Genomic DNA, 22729 nt, shown 5'->3' with positions numbered 1-22729 from the left:
CATCGCCGTCATACGAGAAGCCACAGCGGTGTTGGCTGTCTCTTCACGTATTCCGGCGATGACACGCAATCAATAACGCTGCTGCCACTCGCTGTCGGCAAACAGTTTATCCGACTGGTTAAGGAAGTAGCGGTAGTAGGCATCATAAGCCAGTACGTTCTTCACATAGCCGCGGGTTTCCGAGAAGGGAATGGTTTCGATAAACGCCACCGCATCCAGTTTCCCTGCGCTGTTACCCTGCCAGGTGCGCACGCGCGACGGCCCGGCATTATACGCAGCCGAGGCAAAAATGCGGTTCTGACCGAACTGTTGGTATACCGACTCCAGATACTGCGTACCAATCTGGATATTGGTTTCTGCATCCAGCAGCTGGCTGCTGTTGCTGTAGCCCGGGATGCTGAATTTGGTCACAGTATGCTGTGCCGTGGCCGGCATCACCTGCATCAGACCGGATGCGCCAACCGGGGAGCGTGCTTTCGGGTTCCACGCACTCTCCTGCCGGGCAATCGCCATCGCATAGCTGATCGGGATGCTCTTACCGCTGATATTGCGTTCAAACTGCGGCTGCCACGCCAGTGGGAAGCGCTCCTGCAAACTGTTCCACAGTTTACCGGTAATCGTTGCCTGCACGCTGAGATCCCACCAGTTTTGCTGACGTGCGTAGCTGGCCAGCATCTGCTGCTGCGAAGTGGTGCGGCTGGACACCAGATAGCTCCATTCGCTGCGCGCCAGATTATCCATTCCCCAGTACATCAGTTCGCGAACACGGGCAATTTCAGGGCCGCGGGTCAGGCTGCCGTCCACCGCCGGGGCTTTGTCGACCTGCAACGGATACTCCACCCCCAGTTTCTGGGCGGCAACCATTGGATAGAAGCCACGCTCACGCATCAACTTACGCAGAATGCCTTCCGCCTCTTCTTTGCGCCCCTGCTCCATCAGCAGGTCAGCCTGCCAGTACTGCCACTCATCTTTTGCCTTGTCTTCGACCGGCAAACGCGCAATCCAGGTATTCATACCCCGGCGATCGTTGTTCCCCAGCGCCATCCGCACCCGGCGCTCAATCAGCGAGGTTGAATCACTGCGCATCACCACATCGTCGCGCCAGCGTGCCTGCTCACTGGTGGTATCATTGCCCATCAGACGCCAGGCAACCGCATCTTTCAGTTCCTGCGTCTGCTGATCGTCCATTTTTTGCAGCTGCACCAGCGTGGGTATCAGCTGGCGTGCGCGTTCCACATCCGTGCGCGCCAGGCTGGCAAAGGCAATTGCCGTGGCCTGGCGGGTAAAGTCGGTTGCCCCGACATTACGTGCAAAGTTTTCTACCGTGCCGGGATTGTTCTGTAAATCCATCACCGCATTGGCAATGGTCTGGTAATCCTGCGGGAGTTGCTTCGCCAGGAAGTTCACCAGATTGGTGTTACCCGCTTTCATCGCCAGACGTATACGTTCCAGCGTGGTAATCGGATTCTGCTGTCCGGCCATTTGCCAGGCGCTGAACAGTTTATCGCAGGTGCCCGGCAGGGAACTTCCGGTCAGCCAGATAGATTTCGCCCCTTCCCATGCCACCTGCTCCTGGCCGGTAGCCCATTTGGCGTAATACCAGTTACAGCGAGCCGCAACCGGCTTCGGCGCGTCAGGGCTGAAAACCAGCAGCCCACGCCAGTCTTCACGCCGGGCCAGCTCATTCACAAAACGCGAAGAGAGCGAGCGCACCGGCGGCAGCGTAGGATAACGCTGGATAAAGTCTTTCACTGCCAGCCCGGTTTCCTGATCCAGGCTCTGCGCAAGCTGGCGATACTCCAGATAGGGATAGAGTGGGTAGTCACGCAGCGTGGGCATCAACTGCCCCACGATATCCATCTGTTTATTATCCCACGCCTGCTTGATTTGCAGATAACGGGTACGCTGTTCATCCAATGAGTCTGCACGGGCACTGCCGGTTACCGCTGTTAAACAGGCTGCCACCACCCACCACTGCCACTTGTCCACCATGACTTTCCCCACGTTATTGCCTCGTCTTATCCTGAACTGCGAAATATTCCCCCTTCATGCTAACCAGGAGCAGCCCTTCATGCCATGTACTCAACAAATATTTACGGAATACCCACACCGCAACCACCATCATGAAGGGGATGGGGCCAGTTTGAGGTAAGCCGGACGTCACGCACCAGGGATGGCGCGAGTCGAGGCCCGCATGGATGCGTCTTTTGCCGGTCCGACGTGCTCAAACTGGCCTCAGACCTGTCTTCCGTGCCCCACAATTGTACAAACCCTGCTCGCTGATTGTGCACCCTCTGTGCACCTCTTTACATAACATCTTTAAAATCAACAAAATAAAATCTGGCACGCTGTTTGCTCTATTGAATTCCATCTTGTATACCAGATGGAATTCAACTTATGGCTTTTACCACAGGGTTTACGTTACAGGACTGGCAGCACCATTATCAGCAGCATCCGCAGGACGTACTGTCCACGCTGGACGCCCTGCTGGCGGATCTCTCCACCGACGATAATGCGTGGCTGTATCTCGCCACGCCCGCCCAGCTGCGTGCTCAGGTGGAACCGTTACTGGCCGCCTGGCAGCAGGACCCGGCATTGCTGCCGCTGTTTGGCGTTCCCTTTGCGGTAAAAGACAATATTGACATCGCGGGCTGGCCAACCAGCGCAGCCTGCCCGGCCTTTACCTATACGGCCGAAAGCGATGCCGTCGCTGTCGCCAACCTGAAGGGCAAAGGGGCGATTGTTATTGGCAAAACCAACCTTGACCAGTACGCCACCGGGCTGGTCGGCACCCGCTCGCCGTTCGGCGCGGTCTGCAACACCTTTAATCCTGAGTATGTCAGCGGCGGCTCCAGCTCCGGTTCTGCCTCCGTCACCGCTCGCGGCCTGGTCTGCTTTGCCCTCGGCACGGATACCGCCGGTTCCGGTCGCGTGCCGGCAGGATTTAACAATATCGTCGGCCTGAAGCCGACCAAAGGCTGGCTCTCTGCCACTGGCGTTGTCCCTGCCTGTCGCCTGAACGACACCATTTCCGTGTTTGCGCTGACGGTGGAAGATGCCTTCCTCGTCGCACACTGTGCCGCAGGCTACGACAGCCTGGATGCTTACTCTCGCGCAAATCCGGGCCTCGCCCCGGCAGCGATGCCCACCTCACCACGATTTGCCATCCCTGCCAGCCCGGCGTTCTTTGGCGATACACAAGCACAGGCGGCCTGGGAAGCGGCCTGTACCGACCTGATTGCGGGAGGCGCCAGCTTACAACCCATCGACTTTACCCCGTTCTCACAGCTGGCTGAGCAGCTCTATTACGGTCCCTGGGTCGCGGAGCGTACCGTTGCCGTGGGTGACATGCTGAGCCGCCCGGAAGAGATGGACCCGGTGGTGTATGGCATCGTCGCCAGTGGCAACCACTACAGCGCCGTGGACGCTTACAAAGCGGAATATCTGCGCGCCGAACTGACGCGCCAGATCCAGCAGACCCTCAGCCAGTTCGATGCGCTGGTGGTCCCCACCTCTCCGACCATTCATACGCTGGAAGAAATGAAACAGGAACCGGTGCGTTACAATTCGCAGTTCGGCACTTACACCAACTTCACTAACCTCGCCGACCTGGCCGCCCTGGCCCTTCCGGCCCCGTTCCGCGCCGATGGCCTGCCTGCCGGGATCACTCTGATCGCCCCGGCCTGGTATGACCGTGCGCTGGCGACCTTTGGCACCCGCTGGCAACAGCAGCAAGCCCTGAGTCTTGGTGCCACCGGCAAACCTCAGCCTGTCCCCGCCTCCCTGCCCGCCTCACCGCTGCACGTGCGTGTGGCGGTGGTCGGTGCGCACCTGACCGGCATGCCGCTCAACCACCAGCTCACGCGCCGCGATGCCGTACTGGTAGAAGAGACGCAGACCGCCGCCAGCTATCGCCTGTATGCGCTGGCTAACACCGTCCCCGCCAAACCGGGGCTGGTTAGAGATGCGACGGGCGCCGCCATCATCGTCGAACTGTGGGATATCCCACTGGCACGTTTTGGCGAGTTCGTGGCGGAGATCCCCGCCCCGCTGGGGATTGGCACCCTGGAACTGGCCGACGGTCGCAGTGTGAAAGGGTTTATCTGTGAACCTGCCGCCCTGGCGCAGGCTACCGACATCACCGAATTTGGCGGCTGGCGCCGCTGGCTGACCCGCGAGGTATCTTCACATGTTTAATACCGTACTCATCGCTAACCGGGGCGAAATCGCCTGTCGCGCCATCCGTACTCTGAAACGACTGGGGATCACCAGCGTGGCGGTTTACTCCGATGCCGACAAAAACGCGCAGCATGTCAAAGATGCTGATATCGCTCTCGCCCTCGGCGGCGATAAAGCCAGCGACAGCTACCTGGTCATCGATAAGATCCTTAACGCCGCCCGCGAGAGCGGTGCGCAAGCCATCTGGCCAGGCTACGGCTTCCTGTCAGAAAGCCTGCCGTTTGCCGCCGCCTGCGAAGCGGCCGGGATCGTCTTTATCGGCCCAACGGCACACCAAATCGGTGAATTTGGCCTCAAGCACCGCGCCCGTGAACTGGCCGCTGCCGCAGGCGTGCCGATGACACCGGGCACACCCTTACTGGATTCACTGGAAGAGGCATTAAGCGCCGCAGGCCGAATCGGCTACCCGGTGATGCTGAAAAGCACCGCCGGGGGGGGCGGGATCGGCCTGACGCGCTGTGCCGACGAGGCCACGCTGATCGCCGCCTGGGAGAGCGTACGCCGCCTCGGCGAACAGTTCTTCAGCGATGCCGGGGTATTCCTGGAGCGCTGTATCGACCAGGCCCGCCATGTAGAAGTACAAATCTTCGGCGATGGCCAGGGCAAGGTCGTGGCCCTCGGCGAGCGCGATTGTTCACTGCAACGCCGCAATCAGAAAGTGGTGGAAGAGACGCCGGCACCGAACCTCCCTGCCGCCACCCGCACCGCCCTGCTCGACTCGGCGGTGAAACTCGGTGAACTGGTCAACTATCGCAGCGCGGGCACCGTGGAATATATCTACGATGCCGCACGCGATGAGTTCTTCTTCCTCGAAGTGAATACCCGTTTACAGGTGGAGCATCCGGTTACCGAGTGCGTCACCGGGCTGGATCTGGTGGAGTGTATGCTGCTGGTCGCCGCCGGAGAGCAGCCGGACTGGGCGCGTATGGCACAGGCACCGCAGGGCGCCTCCATCGAAGTGCGTATTTACGCCGAAGATCCGCTGAAAAACTTCCAGCCCAGCCCTGGCGTACTGACCGAAGTCTGTTTCCCGGAAGGCGTGCGCATCGACAGTGGGATCAGCACCGGCACAGAAGTCTCCGCATTCTACGATCCGATGATCGCCAAGCTCATCGTACAGGGCAAAAACCGTGCGGATGCGCTGGAAAAAATGCAGACGGCGCTAAATGAAACCCGTCTGCACGGCATCGCCACCAACCTCGATTACCTGCGTCAGATTGTCGCCACTGAGGCATTCCGCAGCGGCCAGGTGTGGACGCGACTGCTCGACAGCTTCACCCCGCTTTCTCCGGTGGTGGAGGTTCTCCAGCCCGGCACCTGGAGCAGCATTCAGGATTATCCGGGCCGCCTCGGCTACTGGGATATTGGCGTACCGCCGTCCGGTCCGATGGATGATTATGCCTTCCGCCTCGCTAACCGCATTGTCGGCAACGCGGAAGAAGCCGCCGGGCTGGAATTTACCCTGCAAGGGCCCACCCTGCGTTTTCACAGCGATGCCCTGATCGCGCTGACTGGAGCCGCCTGCCCGGCCACACTGGATGGCGAAGAGGTGGCGTACTGGCAACCGCTGGCAGTGAAAGCCGGGCAGATCCTGACGCTGGGCCGCGCCCAACAGGGCTGCCGCACCTATCTGGCGGTACGCAACGGTTTTGACGTACCGGAATACCTTGGCAGCCGTTCCACCTTCGCTCTGGGGCAGTTTGGCGGTCACGCCGGGCGCACCCTACGCGTGGCCGATATGCTGGCGATATCGCAGCCCGCACTCGCCGCCTGTACCACTCCTGCTCCGGTCTGCGAACCCGCTGCCTTACCTGTCGCCGCGCAGCCCGTATACGCTGACGAATGGCGCATCGGCGTGCTGTACGGCCCGCACGGTGCCCCGGATTTCTTTACCCAACAGTCTATTGATGAATTTTTTGCCAGCGAGTGGCAGGTGCATTACAACTCTAACCGCCTCGGCGTACGCCTCGTAGGGCCAAAACCCGGCTGGACCCGCGCCAACGGCGGTGAAGCGGGGCTGCACCCGTCCAACGTCCATGATTGCGAATACGCCATTGGTGCCGTTAATTTCACCGGCGATTTCCCGGTAATCCTCACCCGCGATGGACCCAGCCTCGGCGGGTTCGTCTGCCCGGTGACCATCGCCAAAGCGGAACTGTGGAAAGTCGGTCAGGTGAAACCCGGCGACCGCATTCGTTTTCATCCGATCAGCTTCGAAGAAGCCCACGCGCTGGAACAGGCGCAGACGCACAGCGTGACGCGTCTCAACGCCTTGCATACCACGGAATTTACCGTGCCTTCGCTGGCCGAAACCGATCACGGTTCCGCAACGGTACTGGCCGCCATCAAAGCCACCAGCACCACGCCGACCGCTATTTATCGTCAAGCCGGGGATAACTACATCCTGCTGGAGTACGGCGACAACGTGCTGGATCTGGCGCTGCGCCTGCGCGTCCACCTGCTGATGACCGCCCTGCATGAGAGCGGCCAGCCGGGCGTGGAGGAGCTGTCACCGGGTGTGCGCTCCCTGCAAATCCGCTACGACAGCCAGATCCTCAGCCAGAAACAGCTGATGACCCTGCTGCTACAGCTGGAGAAGAATCTCGGCGATGTCACGCGCATGACCGTGCCATCGCGCATTGTCCACCTGCCGATGGCCTTTGAAGACAGCGCCACCCTCAGTGCCGTAGAACGCTATGCCGAAACCGTGCGCACCAGCGCCCCCTGGCTGCCGAATAACGTCGATTTTATCCAGCGCATTAACGGACTCAGCAGCCGTGAAGCCGTCAGCCAGACGCTGTTTGATGCCAGCTACCTGATCCTCGGTCTGGGTGATGTCTATCTCGGCGCGCCTTGTGCAGTGCCGATCGACCCGCGCCACCGCCTGCTCAGTTCTAAATACAACCCGGCACGTACCTTCACCGCGGAAGGTACCGTCGGCATTGGCGGCATGTACATGTGCATTTACGGCATGGACTCCCCCGGCGGGTACCAACTGGTGGGGCGTACGCTGCCCATCTGGAACAAATTCCTGAAAAACGACCAGTTCGCGGCAAACGAACCCTGGCTGCTGCACTTCTTTGACCAGGTGCGTTTCTACCCGGTAAGCGAAGCCGAACTGGACGTGCTGCGTGACGACTTCCGTGAAGGCCGCGCCACCGTTCGCATTGAGCAGTCAGTGTTTGATTTTGCCGAACATACGCAGTTCCTCAGCGATCACGCAGCCTCTATCGCTGACTTCCGCCAGAAGCAGGCCAGCGCCTTTGATGCCGAAGTGGCGCTGTGGGCGCAGGAAGACGAAGGTGCACCGCTGACCAGCGAAGAGACGCTGCGGCCCCCCGAAGAGGATGACGGTGCGTTGCAGGTCAGCGCCGATATGAACGGCAATATCTGGAAAGTGCTGGTGCAGCCCGGTGACGAGGTGGAAGCCGGTCAGCCGCTGATTATCGTCGAGGCGATGAAAATGGAGCTGGCGATCAACGCCCCACAGGCAGGACGCGTCAAACGTATCGGTTGCCAGCCAGGCCGCCCGGTCAGCCCTGGCGATGCCCTGCTATGGCTGGAATAAACATGGACAGCAAACGCAGCAAAGATCGGCCGGAAGCCCTGGCCGATCGCGTCTACCACCAGCTAAAAAATGACATCTTTGATTTTCGTCTGATGCCGGGCGACCGCTTCAGCGAAAGCGAAGTCGCGGAACGTATGGACGTCAGCCGCACCCCGGTGCGTCAGGCCCTGTTTCGTCTTGAGCGTGAGGGCTATGTCGAAGTGTGGTTTCGCAGCGGCTGGCAGGTGCGTCAGTTTGACTTCGAATATTTCGAAGAGCTGTATGACCTGCGCACCGTGCTGGAGTGCGAGGCAGTCAAACGCCTGTGTCGCCTGCCCGCAGATGATTGTGCGGCACTGCTGACGCGCCTGACCTGCTTCTGGATCGATGAGCCGCGTCTGGAAGATGGCATAGCCGTTTCGCTACACGATGAAGCCTTCCATATCGCCCTGGTCGCCGCGGCAGGCAACAGCGAAATCGCCCGCATCCACAGCGAATTAACCGAGAAAATCCGCATTATCCGCCGTCTCGACTTCACCCGCGAAGACCGGATCAGCGCGACCTATAACGAACACGCCCGCATTCTGCGTGCGGTATTGCATCAGCACAGTGAGGAGGCCCAGCGCATTCTGACCGACCATATTGCCGTCAGTCGCGCCGAAGTCAGGAAAATCACCATTCATATGCTCCAGCAGGCAAGGTTACACACCGTTTCATCCAACTAATCTTTCAATACATTTAGGGGTTTACTGATGAAGAGACGTTCACTGCTCAAGGCCTTCGCGCTTTCTGCCACCGTAGTCAGCATGGGATTGTCCTGGAGCGCTCAGGCCGCCGATACCATCAAAGTGGGCATCATGCATTCGCTGTCCGGTACGATGGCGATTTCTGAAACACCACTGAAAGACGTGGCACTGATGACCATTGAAGAGATCAATGCCAAAGGCGGCGTGCTGGGTAAAAAGCTGGAACCAGTGGTGGTTGACCCGGCCTCCAACTGGCCGCTGTTTGCGGAAAAAGCCCGTCAGCTGCTGACTCAGGATAAAGCCGCCGTGGTATTTGGCTGCTGGACCTCGGTTTCGCGTAAATCCGTGCTGCCGGTTTTCGAGGAGCTGAACGGACTGCTGTTCTACCCGGTGCAGTATGAAGGCGAGGAGATGTCTCCAAACGTCTTCTACACCGGGGCAGCACCAAATCAGCAGGCGATTCCGGCGGTGGAATACCTCATGAGTGAAGACGGCGGCAGCGCCAAACGCTTCTTCCTGCTGGGCACCGACTATGTCTATCCGCGTACCACCAATAAGATCCTGCGCGCCTTCCTGCACTCAAAAGGGGTGAAAGACAGCGACATCGAAGAGGTCTATACGCCGTTTGGCTACAGCGATTACCAGACCATTGTTTCTAATATCAAAAAATTCTCTGCCGGGGGCAAAACGGCCGTGGTCTCAACCATCAACGGCGATTCCAACGTTCCTTTCTATAAAGAGCTGGCGAACCAGGGGCTGAAAGCCACCGACGTCCCGGTAGTGGCCTTCTCGGTCGGTGAAGAAGAGTTGCGCGGCATCGACACCAAACCGCTGGTGGGTAACCTGGCGGCGTGGAACTACTTCGAATCAGTGGATAACCCGACCAATGCTAAGTTCGTGGCAGCTTATCGCGCCTATGCCAAAGCCCACAAATTGCCGAACGCCGATACCGTGGTGACCAACGACCCGATGGAAGCCACCTATGTCGGCATCCATATGTGGGCGCAGGCGGTAGAGAAAGCCGGCTCCACCGATGTGGATAAAGTGCGTGCAGCGATGGCCGGACAGACCTTTGCCGCGCCGGATGGTTTTACCCTGACGATGGACCAGACCAACCACCATCTGCACAAGCCGGTAATGATTGGCGAAATCGAAGATAACGGTCAGTTCAACGTCGTCTGGCAGACCGACAAACCGGTGCGTGCCCAGCCATGGAGCCCATATATCGCCGGCAACGACAAGAAGCCCGATCATCCGGTGAAAACCAGCAATTAATCCCGTGTAACCCCAGGGCCAGGCATGCCTGGCCCCTACGCCGAACAATGCTGTACGGGTCGGCACGTCTGGCCCCTACGCCGAACAATGTTGTACGGGTCGGGCACGCCTGGCCCCTACGCCGAACAATGTTGTACGGGTCGGGCAGCCTGGCCCCTACGCCGAACAATGTTGTACGGGTCGGGCATGCCTGGCCCCTACGCCGAACAATGCTGTACGGGTCGGCATGCCTGGCCCCTACGCCTAACAATGTTGTAGGGGTCGGGCATGCCCGACCCGTTATTTCTCCGGAGCCATAATGATGCGATTCCTGGTGTTACTGCTGTTCAGCCTGCCGCTTCTGGCCCAGGCAGGCCCGGCCGCCGACTTTGCCGCCGCCAGCCGCAGCGATCAACTGACACTCTTACAGCAGTGGGCCGCCGCACCGAATGCCAACCGCCTGCCTTTATTGCAGGCGCTGCACAGCGAAAACGTGGTGCTGGATGAACACAAACAGCCCTTTACCCGAACCAAAGACCAACTGGTCCCGCTGGAAGGCAACGCGGCGCCCGTGGGGGCAACCAAAAAATTATTTGTGAACAACCGACTGCGCGTGATGATTACCTCTGCGCTCGCCGCACACCAGTTGGTCAGCCCGATTACCCCCATTCGCCTGCACGCCGCGCGCGCCTTGCAGAATGAAGCCAATATCGACCAGCTACCGCTGCTGAAACAGCGTCTGGCCGCCGAGGAAGATGCTACCGTTCATGCGGTGCTGGCCCAGGCTGTTGCCGGATTACAGCTGGCGGATCCTAACCCGCTGGTGCGTCTGGACGCGGTAAAACGGCTGGGAGAAACCAGCGATCCGCAAACGCAGGCCAGCCTGGAACACCTGCTGCAACCCCAGAATGAAGCCGATGCCCGCGTGCGTGCGGCGGCAGCCGATAGCCTGAAACAGATTCGTTATCGCCTGCTGCCCGGCGATATTTTAGGTCAGGCTTTTACCGGCCTGTCGCTGGGCTCGGTGCTGCTGCTGGCCGCCCTTGGACTGGCGATCACCTACGGCCTGCTGGGGGTCATCAATATGGCCCACGGTGAAATGCTGATGATCGGCGCTTATGCCACCTGGATTGTGCAAAACCTGTTCCAGCGCTTCGCCCCGGAGTGGCTGGCCTTTTATCCGCTGCTGGCCCTGCCGGCCGCCTTCTTTATCACCGCCGCCATCGGCATGGCGCTGGAACGCACCATCATCCGCCATCTGTACGGCCGCCCGCTGGAAACCCTGCTTGCCACCTGGGGCATCAGCCTGATGCTGATCCAACTGGTGCGCATCCTGTTTGGCGCGCAAAACCTGGAAGTGGCGAACCCGCCGTGGCTGTCCGGTGGTTTGCAGGTGCTGCCTAATCTCGTGCTGCCGTACAACCGCCTGGCGGTGATCCTGTTTGTCATCGGCGTGCTGGTTCTCACCTGGCTGCTGCTGAATAAAACCCGCCTTGGCATGAACGTGCGTGCGGTGACACAAAACCGGGCGATGGCCGACTGCTGCGGTGTGCCTACCGGGCGCGTCGACATGCTGGCGTTTGGCCTCGGTTCCGGCATTGCCGGGCTGGGCGGCGTGGCGCTGTCGCAGCTGGGCAATGTCGGCCCGGAGCTGGGCCAGGGCTACATCATCGACTCCTTCCTGGTGGTGGTGACCGGTGGCGTTGGGCAGTTGGCAGGCACGGTGGTGGCCGCACTCGGCCTCGGCATCCTGAACAAAGTGCTGGAGCCGCAGATCGGCGCGGTGCTCGGTAAGATCCTGATCCTGGTGTTGATCGTGCTGTTTATTCAGAAACGACCGCAGGGACTGTTCGCCTTTAAAGGGAGGGTGATTGACTGATGACGCAACCCATAACGCTGACCCTGGCACGAAAAGCCCCGCGCCTGACGACCGCGCTGGGTGCGGTGGTACTGCTGCTCTTGCTGCTATTGCCGTTCCTCGCGCTGCTGCCCGCCGACCACCCGCTATTTATGTCGACTTACACCCTGACGCTGGTGGGGAAAATCCTCTGCTACGCCATTGTGGCGGTGGCGCTGGACCTGGTGTGGGGCTACGCCGGGCTGCTATCCCTCGGGCACGGACTGTTCTTCGCTCTCGGCGGCTATGCCATGGGCATGTACCTGATGCGCCAGGCCTCCGGTGAGGGGCTGCCTGCATTCATGTCGTTCCTGTCCTGGACCGAGATGCCATGGTTCTGGGCAGGCACGCAGCATTTCGCCTGGGCACTGTGCCTGATTGTGCTGGTGCCAGGCCTGCTGGCGCTGGTCTTTGGCTGGTTCGCCTTCCGTTCAAAAATCAAAGGCGTCTACTTCTCGATTATGACCCAGGCGCTGACCTATGCCGGGATGTTACTGTTCTTTCGCAATGAAACCGGCTTTGGCGGTAACAACGGCTTTACCGGATTCACCACCCTGCTCGGCTTCCCGGTGACGGCGACCGGCACACGCATTGGGTTGTTTATGGCCACGGTGCTGCTGCTGGCGGCCAGTCTGGCGGTGGGCCTGCTGCTGGCACGCAGCAAATTTGGCCGGGTGCTGACGGCGGTGCGCGATGCGGAAAACCGCCTGATGTTCTGCGGCTATGATCCCCGGGGATTTAAGCTGTTTGTCTGGACGCTGTCTGCCGTGCTGTGCGGGCTGGCCGGGGCGCTGTATGTGCCGCAGGTGGGCATTATCAACCCTGGTGAAATGTCGCCCACTAACTCGATTGAGGCGGCTATCTGGGTCGCGCTTGGCGGGCGCGGCACGCTGATTGGCCCGCTGCTCGGTGCCGGGATCGTTAACGGCGCCAAAAGCTGGTTCACCGTTGCCTTCCCCGAATACTGGCTGTTTTTCTTAGGCCTGATGTTTATCCTCGTCACGCTGTTCCTGCCGCGCGGCGTGATTGGCCTGCTGCGCAGGAGGAAACATGACTGAGCACCTGTTTACCCAGCCCCACCGCGCCGACCGTCACCGTGAACAGACGGATCCGGTGTTACAGCTGGAGAATATCAATGTGTCGTTTGACGGTTTCAAAGCGCTGACTGACCTCTCCTTACAGATTGGCGTTGGCGAACTGCGCTGCGTGATCGGCCCGAACGGCGCGGGGAAAACCACGCTGATGGATGTGATCACTGGCAAAACCCGCCCGGATAATGGCCGGGTGATCTACGACCAGAGCATCGACCTGACCACCCTTTCCCCGGTGGAAATCGCCCGCATCGGCATTGGGCGTAAATTCCAGAAACCGACGGTGTTTGAAGCGCTGACGGTATTTGAAAATCTGGAAATTGCCTTAAAAACCGATAAATCGGTCTGGGCCAGTCTGCGTGCCAGACTGAACAGTGAACAACAGGATCGCATTACCGAGGTGTTGAAACTGCTGCGCCTTGGCAGTGAACGCCAGCGCCCGGCGGGCCTGCTGTCCCACGGGCAGAAACAGTTTCTGGAGATTGGCATGTTACTGGTGCAGGACCCGCATCTGCTGTTACTGGATGAGCCAGCCGCTGGCATGACCGATGCAGAAACCGACTACACCGCCGAACTGTTCCGCACTCTTGCCGGTAAACATTCGCTGATGGTGGTGGAACACGATATGGGCTTTGTTGAAACCATTGCTGACCATGTGACGGTGCTGCATCAGGGCCAGGTGCTGGCCGAAGGATCGCTGCGCGATGTGCAGGCAAACGATCAGGTGATTGAAGTCTATCTGGGGCGATAATATGTTACAGGTCTCTGAACTACATCAATATTATGGCGGCAGCCACATTCTGCGTGGACTGTCATTTGAAACCAAACCCGGCGAGATCACTTGTCTGCTGGGGCGTAACGGCGTGGGGAAAACTACGTTGCTGAAATGCCTGATGGGGCTGATCCCGGCGAAATCTGGCAGCATCAACTGGCAGGGGCAAACGATCAACCAGCGCAAACCGCACCAGCGGGTGCAGGCCGGGATCGCCTATGTGCCCCAGGGTCGGGAGATCTTCCCGCGTCTGACGGTGGAAGAGAATTTGCTGATGGGACTGGCACGCTTTTCAGGCAGCCAGGCCACGCAGGTGCCGGAGGAGATCTGGCAACTCTTTCCGGTTCTGTGGCAGATGAAACAGCGGCGCGGCGGCGATCTGTCCGGTGGTCAGCAGCAACAGCTGGCGATCGGCCGGGCGCTGGCCTGTAAACCGCAACTGCTGATCCTCGATGAACCCACCGAAGGGATCCAGCCTTCGGTGATCAAAGAGATCGGGGCGGTGATCCGCCAGCTGGCCGCACGCGGGGATATGGCGATCCTGCTGGTCGAACAGTTTTACGATTTCGCCGCCGGGCTGGCCGACAATTATCTGGTGATGTCACGGGGGGAGATCGTCCAGCGTGGCCTGGGAAGGGAGATGGAAAATGACGGCGTGCGCGGGCTGGTAACGATCTGACTCTTCTACTGGTCAGGCATAGCGGCTACTCCTTGCGGAAACCGGCATGCCTGACCCAGGGTTTGCAGCACTATCCTATTGAAGGTAAACTGCAAAACAGGTAAAACGCAGCAGGCAATCGTTTTCGTTCACCCTCATTTCTCTCCGCGATAATGGAAAAAAGACTCATGGAAATCCGGCGCGACGAGCGTATCAATAAGCTGGCCCAGGCGCTGAAACGCACCGATAAAATCCATCTGAAAGAAGCGGCTCATCTGCTTGGCGTGTCTGAGATGACCATTCGTCGCGATCTGAGTAGCGGTCCGGGCGTTGTGGTTCTGCTGGGGGGATATATCGTCAGCGATCCGATGCGTCATCAGAACCATTATTTTGTTTCCGATCAGCAGGAGCAGAATGTCGATCGCAAACGTCTGTTGGGGCAGCGTGCCGCCGCGTTGATCCAGCCGGAAGAGACGGTGTATTTCGATTGCGGCACCACGGTGCCGTGGATCATCGATGCCATCGACGAAGACCTTCCGTTTACCGCGGTTTGCTGCGCCATGAACACTTTTCTGGCCCTGAAAGAAAAAACCGCCTGCCGGGTGATCTTGTGCGGTGGAGAATTCCATCCAGACAACGCCATTTTCACACCGCTGGGCACGCAGTCAGTGATGGACAGCCTGTGTCCCGATAAAGCCTTTATTTCCGCCGCTGGCATCGATATCCGGCAGGGTGCCAGTTGCTACAACCTGAGTGAATTGCCGATGAAACATCTGGCATTACAGCGTGCGCGTTCGCGCCTGCTGGTGGCAGACAGCAGCAAATTTGGCAAAGTGCTGCCTGCTCGCATTGCCGATCTCAGTGCGTTCGACGGCCTGATCAGCGATGCCGCGCCCGGTGAAGATATCGGCATTGAGGTTATCGCCTCGTAAGTATCGGGCGCCGGATATCGTAGGGGTCGGGCATGCCCGACCCGCAAACATCCTCACCAGCGATTCAAAATCGCCTCACCATCGCGCAGACGCCGCAGGTTCTCACACACTCCCGCCACATTGCCCTCCAGTGAAATATCGGTCACGCCGCCAATGTGCGGCGTGGCGATCACATTGTGGTGGAACAGCACATCCTGCGGGTCGGGCGGTTCCTGCCAGAAGACATCCAGCCCGGCACCGGCCAACGGCCCATTCTCCAGCGCCGCCAGCAGCGCCGGTTTCTCAATCAGACCGCCGCGCCCAAGGTTAATCAGGAAGCTGCCCTGCTTCATCTTCGCCAGCGCAGGCTCATCAATAATATGATGCGTTTCCGGGTTGTCCGGTAAACTCAGCACCACAAAATCCGCCTCGCGCAGCAGGTGCGGTAAACGCTCCATGCCGCCAACCCAGTCCAGGCGATGCTGACGGGCAAAATCATCAGACGCCTGACGTTTCACGCCAATCATGCGCATATCAAACGCGGCGAGCCGCTGCGCCAGCGCTTTACCGATGCCGCCCAGCCCCACCAATCCGACGGTCTTGCCTTTCAGCCCCATGCCGACCGGCAGGCCCAGCTGACGGGTAGCCAGCATCTGCGGCACTTCGCTGGCCTTACGTGCCAGGCCGATCATCATCCAGATCCCCAGTTCCGCAACGGAATCTGCATTGCCGGATCGGTCCGATGGCACATTGGCCACGGTAATACCGCGCTGGCGAGCCGTCTCAATATCCACCCCTTCCAGCCCGGCTCCCGCCTGCTGGATCAGCTTCAGGCGATCGGCTGTCTGTAAGAGACGTTGATTGACCTTCGCCATGCCGGGGATCAGCGCATCAAAACCCGCCAGGCTCTCTGCCGCATGCCCGGCAGAAGCAACAAATTCGACATCGGGGAGTCTCTGACGGAACTGCTGGATCATCCCACCCCAGGCATTTTCTTCCGCCGCGATCAGAACTTTCATCGATATCTCCATCATTTATAAGGCAAAAAATGAGCTTAGACGGCTACGGTCATAAATCAAACAGAAATCAGGCAGATCCGTTGATATCGGGATAATCCTCTGCGTTCCGGCTGTGAATAAGGGGGGAAACCAGCTAAACTCCGCTATCTGAGTGGGCACCCTTATGCCCCTGCTAATTAAGAGGCTCAAACTAACGTGGCTCAATTCGTCTATAGCATGCATCGCGTCGGCAAAGTCGTTCCGCCGAAGCGTCATATTTTGAAAAACATCTCCCTCAGCTTCTTCCCTGGCGCCAAGATCGGCGTACTGGGTCTGAACGGGGCAGGTAAATCTACGCTGCTGCGCATCATGGCGGGCATCGATAAAGACATCGAAGGGGAAGCGCGTCCGCAGCCAGGCCTGAAAATTGGCTATCTGGAGCAGGAACCGAAGCTTAACCTGGAACACACCGTTCGTGAGTCGGTAGAAGAAGCCGTTTCCGAAGTGGTCAACGCGCTGAAAGGTCTGGACGAGGTGTACGCTAAGTACGCAGAGCCGGATGCAGACTTCGACAAACTTGCCGCGCAACAGGGCAAGTTTGAAGAAATCATCCAGGCGCACGACGGCCACAATCTGAACACCCAGCTCGAACGTGCCGCTGATGCGCTGCGTCTGCCGGACTGGGATGCGAAGATTGGCACTCTTTCCGGGGGTGAACGCCGCCGCGTTGCGCTGTGCCGTCTGCTGCTGGAAAAGCCAGACATGCTGCTGCTCGACGAACCAACGAACCACCTGGATGCGGAATCCGTAGCCTGGCTGGAACGCTTCCTGCACGACTTCGAAGGGACCGTTGTGGCGATTACGCACGACCGTTACTTCCTCGATAACGTGGCCGGTTGGATTCTGGAGCTGGACCGTGGTGAAGGGATTCCATGGGAAGGTAACTACTCTTCATGGCTGGAGCAAAAAGATGCGCGTCTGGCGCAGGAAGCCTCCTCCGAAGCGGCTCGTCGTAAATCGATTGAGAAAGAGCTGGAGTGGGTGCGTAAAGGCGCTAAAGGCCAGCAATCTAAAGGCAAGGCGCGTCTGAACCGCTTTGAAGAGCTGAACAACGCCGAATACCAGAAGCGTAACGAGACCAACGAACTGTTTATTCCACCTGGCGCACGCCTGGGCGATAAAGTGGTTGAGGTCAACAACCTGCGCAAATCTTACGGTGACCGTCTGCTGATTGACGATCTCTCCTTCTCTGTTCCGAAAGGTGCGATTGTTGGCATCATCGGTCCGAACGGCGCGGGTAAATCGACCCTGTTCCGCATGATGTCCGGTCAGGAACAGCCTGATTCCGGTAGCATCGTACTGGGCGAGACCGTGAAGCTGGCGTCAGTGGATCAGTTCCGCGACAGCATGGATGGGTCTAAAACCGTATGGGAAGAAGTGTCCGGCGGTCAGGACATCATGCGTATCGGCAACACCGAGATGCCAAGCCGTGCCTACGTTGGCCGCTTTAACTTTAAAGGGGTTGATCAGGGTAAACGCGTTGGCGAGCTGTCCGGTGGTGAGCGTGGTCGTCTGCATCTGGCTAAACTGTTACAGGTTGGCGGCAACATGCTGCTGCTGGATGAACCAACCAACGACCTGGATATTGAAACCCTGCGCGCGCTGGAAAACGCCCTGCTGGAGTTCCCGGGCTGTGCCATGGTGATCTCGCATGACCGTTGGTTCCTGGACCGTATTGCCACCCACATTCTGGATTACCAGGATGAAGGCAAGATCGAGTTCTTCGAAGGTAACTTTACTGAATACGAAGAGTACAAGAAACGTACGCTGGGTGCGGAAGCGCTTGAGCCAAAACGTATTAAGTACAAGCGTATGATCAAGTAAGCGACCGGGCTTACGGGGCGACCAAAAAAAGGTCGCCCCCCTACGTATAAAACTCCCGAAACACCGGCGACTGCATCGCAAAATCAATAAACCGCGACAGCGCAGGCGAGTTCAACTTACGGCTTGGGTACACCAGCCACAGCTCATTCCCCTCCACTTCCCACTCCGGCAGCACCTGCACCAGATCGCCCTGCGACAACACCTCATCGGTTAAAAAACGCGGCAACAGCGTAATACCCGCTTTGCCCAGCGCACACTCGCGCGCATACACCAGATTATCGGTCATATGCGTGGGCGGCAGCAGCCAGCGATAATATTCCTCATCACGTTTAAGCACCCATTCGGTCCAGGCGCGGTGCGCAATGCAGCGGTGTGCGGAGAGCTGGCCGGGATGGGTCAGCGGCGGCAACGATGCCAGATACTCTGGCGATGCCACCAGCAGGCGCTGGCAGTAGCCAATACGGCGGCCAATCAGCGACGAATCCTGCGGCCTTCCGGTGCGCAGCGCCACATCAAAGCCATCCTGCACCAAATCGCGGATTTCATCGGAAACTGACACATCCAGCGTCACATCGGGATATTCCTGCTGAAAGGCCGTATTGAAACGCGCCAGCAGCGTGGCACCAATGCCGGCAGGAGAGGTAATGCGCAGCCGCCCGCTGGGATTATCGCGCAGTCGCTCAATCGCCATACCGGCGCGTTCACTGGCCTGCAGCATCTCCTGGCAGTGCACCAGATAGCGCTCGCCCGCAAAGGTCAGGTTGAGCTGGCGCGTGGTACGGTTAATCAGCCGCAACCCCAGCGCCTGCTCCAGCTGGCTGACGCGCTGGCTGACGCTGGATTTCGGTAAACCCGCACGATTCGCCGCAGCGGTAAAACTCCCGCACTCGGCCACCAGCGCAAACAGCGCCATATCCTGCAACTGTTTAAACATGATTGTTCACCTCAAACGAACACTGCGTGCATCATTGTCCATCTTATCATTCGTTTGCTGATTACCTACACTGAGAGACAATTATTCAGGTATTCAGGAGAAACACTATGACCATTAAAGCCATTGCCATCAGCCCGGAAAACCCGCAGCAGTTTATTGAAATCCAGCAACCCCAGCCAACGCCGGGTGAATACGATCTGCTGGTCGACGTCAAAGCCGCATCAGTCAACCCGGTGGATACCAAAGTCCATAAAGGCGCACAGAAAAATGGCATGCAACAGCCACGCGTGCTCGGCTGGGATGCCAGCGGTATCGTGCTGGCCGTGGGCAGCAAGGTCAGTGGTTTTAAAACGGGCGATGAAGTCTATTACGCAGGCGACATTACCCGGCCAGGTAGCAATGCCAGCCAGCAGTTGATTGATGCGCGGATTACCGGCCACAAGCCTCGCTCACTGGATTGGGCAGAATCTGCCGCCATCCCGCTGACTGCACTGACAGCGTGGGAAGGCCTGTTTGATCGTCTGCAACTCGAAAGTGCCACAGCAGGCAAAACGCTGCTGATTGTAGGCGGCGCAGGCGGCGTCGGTTCGCTGGCGATCCCTCTGGCCAAACTGCGCAGCAAAGTGACGGTGATCGCCACGGCATCACGCCCTGATTCAGCACAGTGGTGTCAGGATCGTGGCGCCGACCTGGTGATCGACTACCGTGATATGGCTGGAGAGCTCGCGAAGCATGATATCAAACAGGTGGACTACATTTTCTGCCTGAACGATACCGATGGTCACTGGGAAGCGATGAGCACACTGATCGCACCACAAGGGCATATCTGTACCATCGTTGAAAACGAGAAACCGTTAAACATGGATCACCTGAAGCTGAAAAGTGCCGCGCTGCATTTTGAGTTTATGTACACACGAAGCATGTTCACCACGCCGGATATCGCCCGTCAGGGAGAGATTCTGGATGCCACTGCCGCGCTGCTGGATGACGGTAAGCTGGCAGGTTCACTGAGCAAAACCCTGCATGGGCTGAGCGTAGAAACACTGACAGAAGCCCACCAGCTAGTGCTGGACGGCCATATGCGTGGCAAAGTGGTGATGGTGTATTAAGTTTCACCGTGGCGGGCCGATCGGAAAAAAGGATCGGCCCCTGCGGCGGGGCAGCGATGTTTAAGCGCCCAGCATCTCTTTCACCAGTTCGACGCAGCGCAGGAAGCGCTCGTCGTAGTTGTCCTGCTCAACGTGAACATAGTTGATGTTATTCTCGCCAAGCATGGCGATCAGCAGTGACTGGAACTCTTTGCGATCCACCGAGCTGCCCAGGCTGCGCAGCCCATCGGCCACCCAGGGCACGTTGTTTTCCACTAGGATCACCAGATCGAAACGATACTCGTCAATCAGCGCCTGAACAAACGGATGCTCACGGCCTTCATACTTTTTACAGAATGCCTGCGTGGTCACAAAGTCAGTGTCGATAAACGCCACTTTATTGGCGTATTTCACCGCAAAGTCGATGTACTGCGCCTGGCCGAGGGCGATCTTATCGTAGTCAGAATACTGTAACGCCATCTCGTCGCCGCCCAGATGCGAGAAGACGTAATCGCGGCCAAACTCCCAGGCACTGGTGGTATTGAAGATATTCGCCAGCTTATTGACCAGTGTGGATTTCCCGCTCGATTCACCGCCGAGTATCGCCACAGTGCGCACGAAGAAGGGCTTCACTTCAGTGGGAATATATTCCCAGTAGCGGAACGGATCCTGACGAATCTGCCCGCCGCTAATGTTCATAAATGAACGTTTTGGATCGATAACAATGGTCTCGACACCGAGGTGGGTACTGAACTGCTCGGCATCCCCCTCTTCACTGGTGTAGATACAGTTCGGCACAATGCCGTGATCGTCCATAAACGACTGCACGCCGTGGCTCCAGACGTCCCAGCCGTACGGATACGGCTCCATTCCCTCTTCATTGAATGAGTGAATACGGATGTTTTTCTGGTATTTAAAGGTCTGGAGCAGCCAGCGCAGACGGTCGCTGACCGTGGGCTGCTGTGACATGGCGCTGGCTTCAAACAGCTGACGATCGCGCGGCTCATCGTAACCCATGATGATATGCAGCTCGTCCACCTGGCTACAGGCGCGCTGGATCAGATAAATATGGCCGGTATGAAGCGGATAGAATTTACCAAACACCACGCCAATGGTTTTCTCGCGACGCGGAAACTCCAGCCCGAGAAAACGGTGCAGCGCCTCCAGCTTCTGCGCGCTGGGGCTTTTGATTTTCGCATTCAGCAGCTGACTGAGGTACCCCTTGGTCATACCGCTGGCATCAGATACCTGCTGTAAGGTGCAGCCCTGCTGGCGAATGGCGGTTTTAAGGTAGTCAAACGATGACATGGACTCACTCCATTATAATTCGTCAAGTATAGACAACGCGTCAGCCAGCTTCTTCACACCGTACACTTTCATATTTTCCGGTGGCTTCTTCGGCACATTCGCTATCGGCACAATGGCGCGGCGGAAACCATGTTTAGCCGCCTCGGAAATACGCTCCTGACCACTTGGCACCGGGCGGATCTCCCCCGCAAGCCCCACTTCACCAAACACCACCAGATCGTGCGGTAACGGGCGGTCACGCAGACTGGAAACCATCGACAGCATCAGGGCCAGGTCGGCACTGGTTTCCGTGACTTTCACTCCACCCACGACGTTGACGAACACATCCTGATCGGCCATTTGCAGGCCGCCGTGGCGGTGCAATACGGCCAGCAGGATCGCCAGACGGTTCTGCTCCAGGCCCACTGCAACGCGCCGCGGATTACCCATCATCGAATGATCCACCAGCGCCTGAATCTCCACCAGCAGCGGACGTGTTCCTTCCCACAGCACCATCACTGAACTGCCGGAGGTGACTTCGTCGCCACGGCTTAGGAATATCGCCGATGGGTTGCTCACTTCACGCAGCCCCTGCTCGGTCATGGCAAACACGCCCAGCTCATTCACCGCACCAAAGCGGTTTTTATGGCTGCGCAGGGTACGGAAACGCGAGTCCGCATCACCATCCAGCAGTACCGAACAGTCAATACAGTGTTCCAGCACCTTCGGCCCTGCCAGGGAACCGTCTTTCGTCACGTGGCCCACCATCACGATGGCGACACCTTTGGTTTTGGCGAAACGGGTCAGATAGGCTGCGGTTTCACGCACCTGCGCGACACTACCGGGAGAGGACTGGATATCGGCCATATGCATCACCTGTATCGAGTCGATCACCATCAGTTTCGGCTGCTCCTGCTCGGCGATCAGGCAGATTTGCTCGATGCTGGTTTCCGACAGCATATTCAGATTTTCAGTGGGTAATCCCAGACGATGGGCGCGCATCGCCACCTGTTGCAGCGACTCTTCCCCGGTGACATACAGGGTTTTCATCCCTTCTGACAGCTTGCACAGGGTTTGCAACAGCAGGGTACTTTTCCCCGCGCCGGGGTTACCCCCGATCAGAATCGCACTGCCCGGGACCACACCACCGCCCAGCACACGGTCAAACTCTTTAAAACCGGTGGAAAACCGCGGGAGTTCGTCGAGACTGATGTCCGACAGTTTCTGCACGCGGCTTGGCCCGGCGCTACCGGCGTAACCTGTCAGGCGCTCATTGCGCGCAACAACAGGCGATGCCGCCAGACGCACCTCAGTAATCGTATTCCATGCATGGCAGGCGCTACATTGGCCCTGCCAGCGAGGATAATCTGCGCCGCACTCGTTACAGACAAAGGCGCGCTTTACCGCTTTGGCCAAATCTACC

The 22729-nt window shown here is 58.5% G+C and carries 16 protein-coding genes; 11 read left to right on the top strand and 5 right to left on the bottom strand.

The genetic code is table 11. The features are described 5' to 3' along the window. Positions 1–69 precede the first annotated feature (69 nt). Complete coding sequence (sltY, locus tag FVB43_RS02510; protein ID WP_159336865.1) at positions 70–1992, bottom strand: murein transglycosylase; 1923 nt, start codon at positions 1990–1992, stop codon at positions 70–72. A 405-nt stretch (positions 1993–2397) separates the two neighbouring features. On the opposite strand from sltY, the gene atzF reads away from it, so the two are divergent. From atzF to deoR, 9 genes are all read left to right on the top strand, one after another. Next, positions 2398–4197 (top strand): allophanate hydrolase, encoded by a 1800-nt coding sequence (gene atzF / locus FVB43_RS02505; RefSeq protein ID WP_167863348.1) that lies wholly within the window; start codon positions 2398–2400, stop codon positions 4195–4197. Beyond that, positions 4190–7807, top strand: coding sequence for an urea carboxylase (gene uca, locus FVB43_RS02500; protein ID WP_167863347.1), 3618 nt, complete (start codon positions 4190–4192; stop codon positions 7805–7807). The genes atzF and uca overlap by 8 nt, the downstream gene beginning before the upstream one ends. Before the next feature lie 2 nt (positions 7808–7809). Next, positions 7810–8511: a GntR family transcriptional regulator gene (locus tag FVB43_RS02495; protein WP_159336862.1), complete on the top strand. Its 702-nt coding sequence runs from the start codon at positions 7810–7812 to the stop codon at positions 8509–8511. Positions 8512–8538: 27 nt separating this feature from the next. Beyond that, positions 8539–9807 carry an urea ABC transporter substrate-binding protein gene (gene urtA, locus FVB43_RS02490; protein WP_167863346.1) on the top strand — a complete coding sequence of 423 codons (1269 nt, stop codon included), beginning with the start codon at positions 8539–8541 and terminating at the stop codon, positions 9805–9807. Positions 9808–10105: 298 nt separating this feature from the next. Next, entirely contained in the window at positions 10106–11665 is a 1560-nt protein-coding gene (gene urtB, locus FVB43_RS02485; RefSeq protein ID WP_422718011.1) for an urea ABC transporter permease subunit UrtB, read from the top strand. Beyond that, on the top strand, positions 11665–12741 hold the full coding sequence (gene urtC / locus FVB43_RS02480) for an urea ABC transporter permease subunit UrtC (RefSeq protein ID WP_133842384.1): 1077 nt from the start codon (positions 11665–11667) through the stop codon (positions 12739–12741). The genes urtB and urtC overlap by 1 nt, the downstream gene beginning before the upstream one ends. Then, on the top strand, positions 12734–13525 hold the full coding sequence (gene urtD / locus FVB43_RS02475; protein WP_167863345.1) for an urea ABC transporter ATP-binding protein UrtD: 792 nt from the start codon (positions 12734–12736) through the stop codon (positions 13523–13525). The genes urtC and urtD overlap by 8 nt, the downstream gene beginning before the upstream one ends. Position 13526: 1 nt before the next feature. Next, entirely contained in the window at positions 13527–14225 is a 699-nt protein-coding gene (urtE, locus tag FVB43_RS02470; protein ID WP_167863344.1) for an urea ABC transporter ATP-binding subunit UrtE, read from the top strand. Between the two features lie 167 nt (positions 14226–14392). Beyond that, on the top strand, positions 14393–15136 hold the full coding sequence (gene deoR / locus FVB43_RS02465) for a DNA-binding transcriptional repressor DeoR (RefSeq protein ID WP_167863343.1): 744 nt from the start codon (positions 14393–14395) through the stop codon (positions 15134–15136). Positions 15137–15189: 53 nt separating this feature from the next. Here the strand turns inward: deoR and FVB43_RS02460 are convergent, their stop codons facing one another. Beyond that, entirely contained in the window at positions 15190–16134 is a 945-nt protein-coding gene (locus tag FVB43_RS02460) for a 2-hydroxyacid dehydrogenase (RefSeq protein ID WP_133842389.1), read from the bottom strand. A gap of 195 nt (positions 16135–16329) precedes the next feature. On the opposite strand from FVB43_RS02460, the gene ettA reads away from it, so the two are divergent. Continuing rightward, positions 16330–17997 (top strand): energy-dependent translational throttle protein EttA, encoded by a 1668-nt coding sequence (gene ettA / locus FVB43_RS02455; protein ID WP_133842390.1) that lies wholly within the window; start codon positions 16330–16332, stop codon positions 17995–17997. Between the two features lie 40 nt (positions 17998–18037). Here ettA and FVB43_RS02450 read toward each other — a convergent pair whose 3' ends face one another. Continuing rightward, positions 18038–18934, bottom strand: a complete 897-nt coding sequence (locus tag FVB43_RS02450; RefSeq protein ID WP_133842391.1) for a LysR family transcriptional regulator — start codon at positions 18932–18934, stop codon at positions 18038–18040. Between the two features lie 104 nt (positions 18935–19038). On the opposite strand from FVB43_RS02450, the gene FVB43_RS02445 reads away from it, so the two are divergent. After that, the gene (locus FVB43_RS02445) at positions 19039–20040 is read left to right on the top strand and encodes a zinc-binding alcohol dehydrogenase family protein (protein ID WP_167863342.1); all 1002 of its coding nucleotides are present in this window, start codon (positions 19039–19041) and stop codon (positions 20038–20040) included. 60 nt (positions 20041–20100) lie between these two features. Here FVB43_RS02445 and nadR read toward each other — a convergent pair whose 3' ends face one another. Then, on the bottom strand, positions 20101–21327 hold the full coding sequence (nadR, locus tag FVB43_RS02440; RefSeq protein WP_133842393.1) for a multifunctional transcriptional regulator/nicotinamide-nucleotide adenylyltransferase/ribosylnicotinamide kinase NadR: 1227 nt from the start codon (positions 21325–21327) through the stop codon (positions 20101–20103). A 12-nt stretch (positions 21328–21339) separates the two neighbouring features. Then, the gene (gene radA / locus FVB43_RS02435; RefSeq protein ID WP_133842394.1) at positions 21340–22722 is read right to left on the bottom strand and encodes a DNA repair protein RadA; all 1383 of its coding nucleotides are present in this window, start codon (positions 22720–22722) and stop codon (positions 21340–21342) included. Between the last annotated feature and the right edge of the window lie 7 nt (positions 22723–22729).

Source organism: Erwinia rhapontici, assembly GCF_012271765.1.
GTDB lineage: Bacteria > Pseudomonadota > Gammaproteobacteria > Enterobacterales > Enterobacteriaceae > Erwinia > Erwinia rhapontici.
Note: the sequence above shows the minus strand (reverse complement) of the source record. Positions and strands in the feature narration are given on the sequence as shown.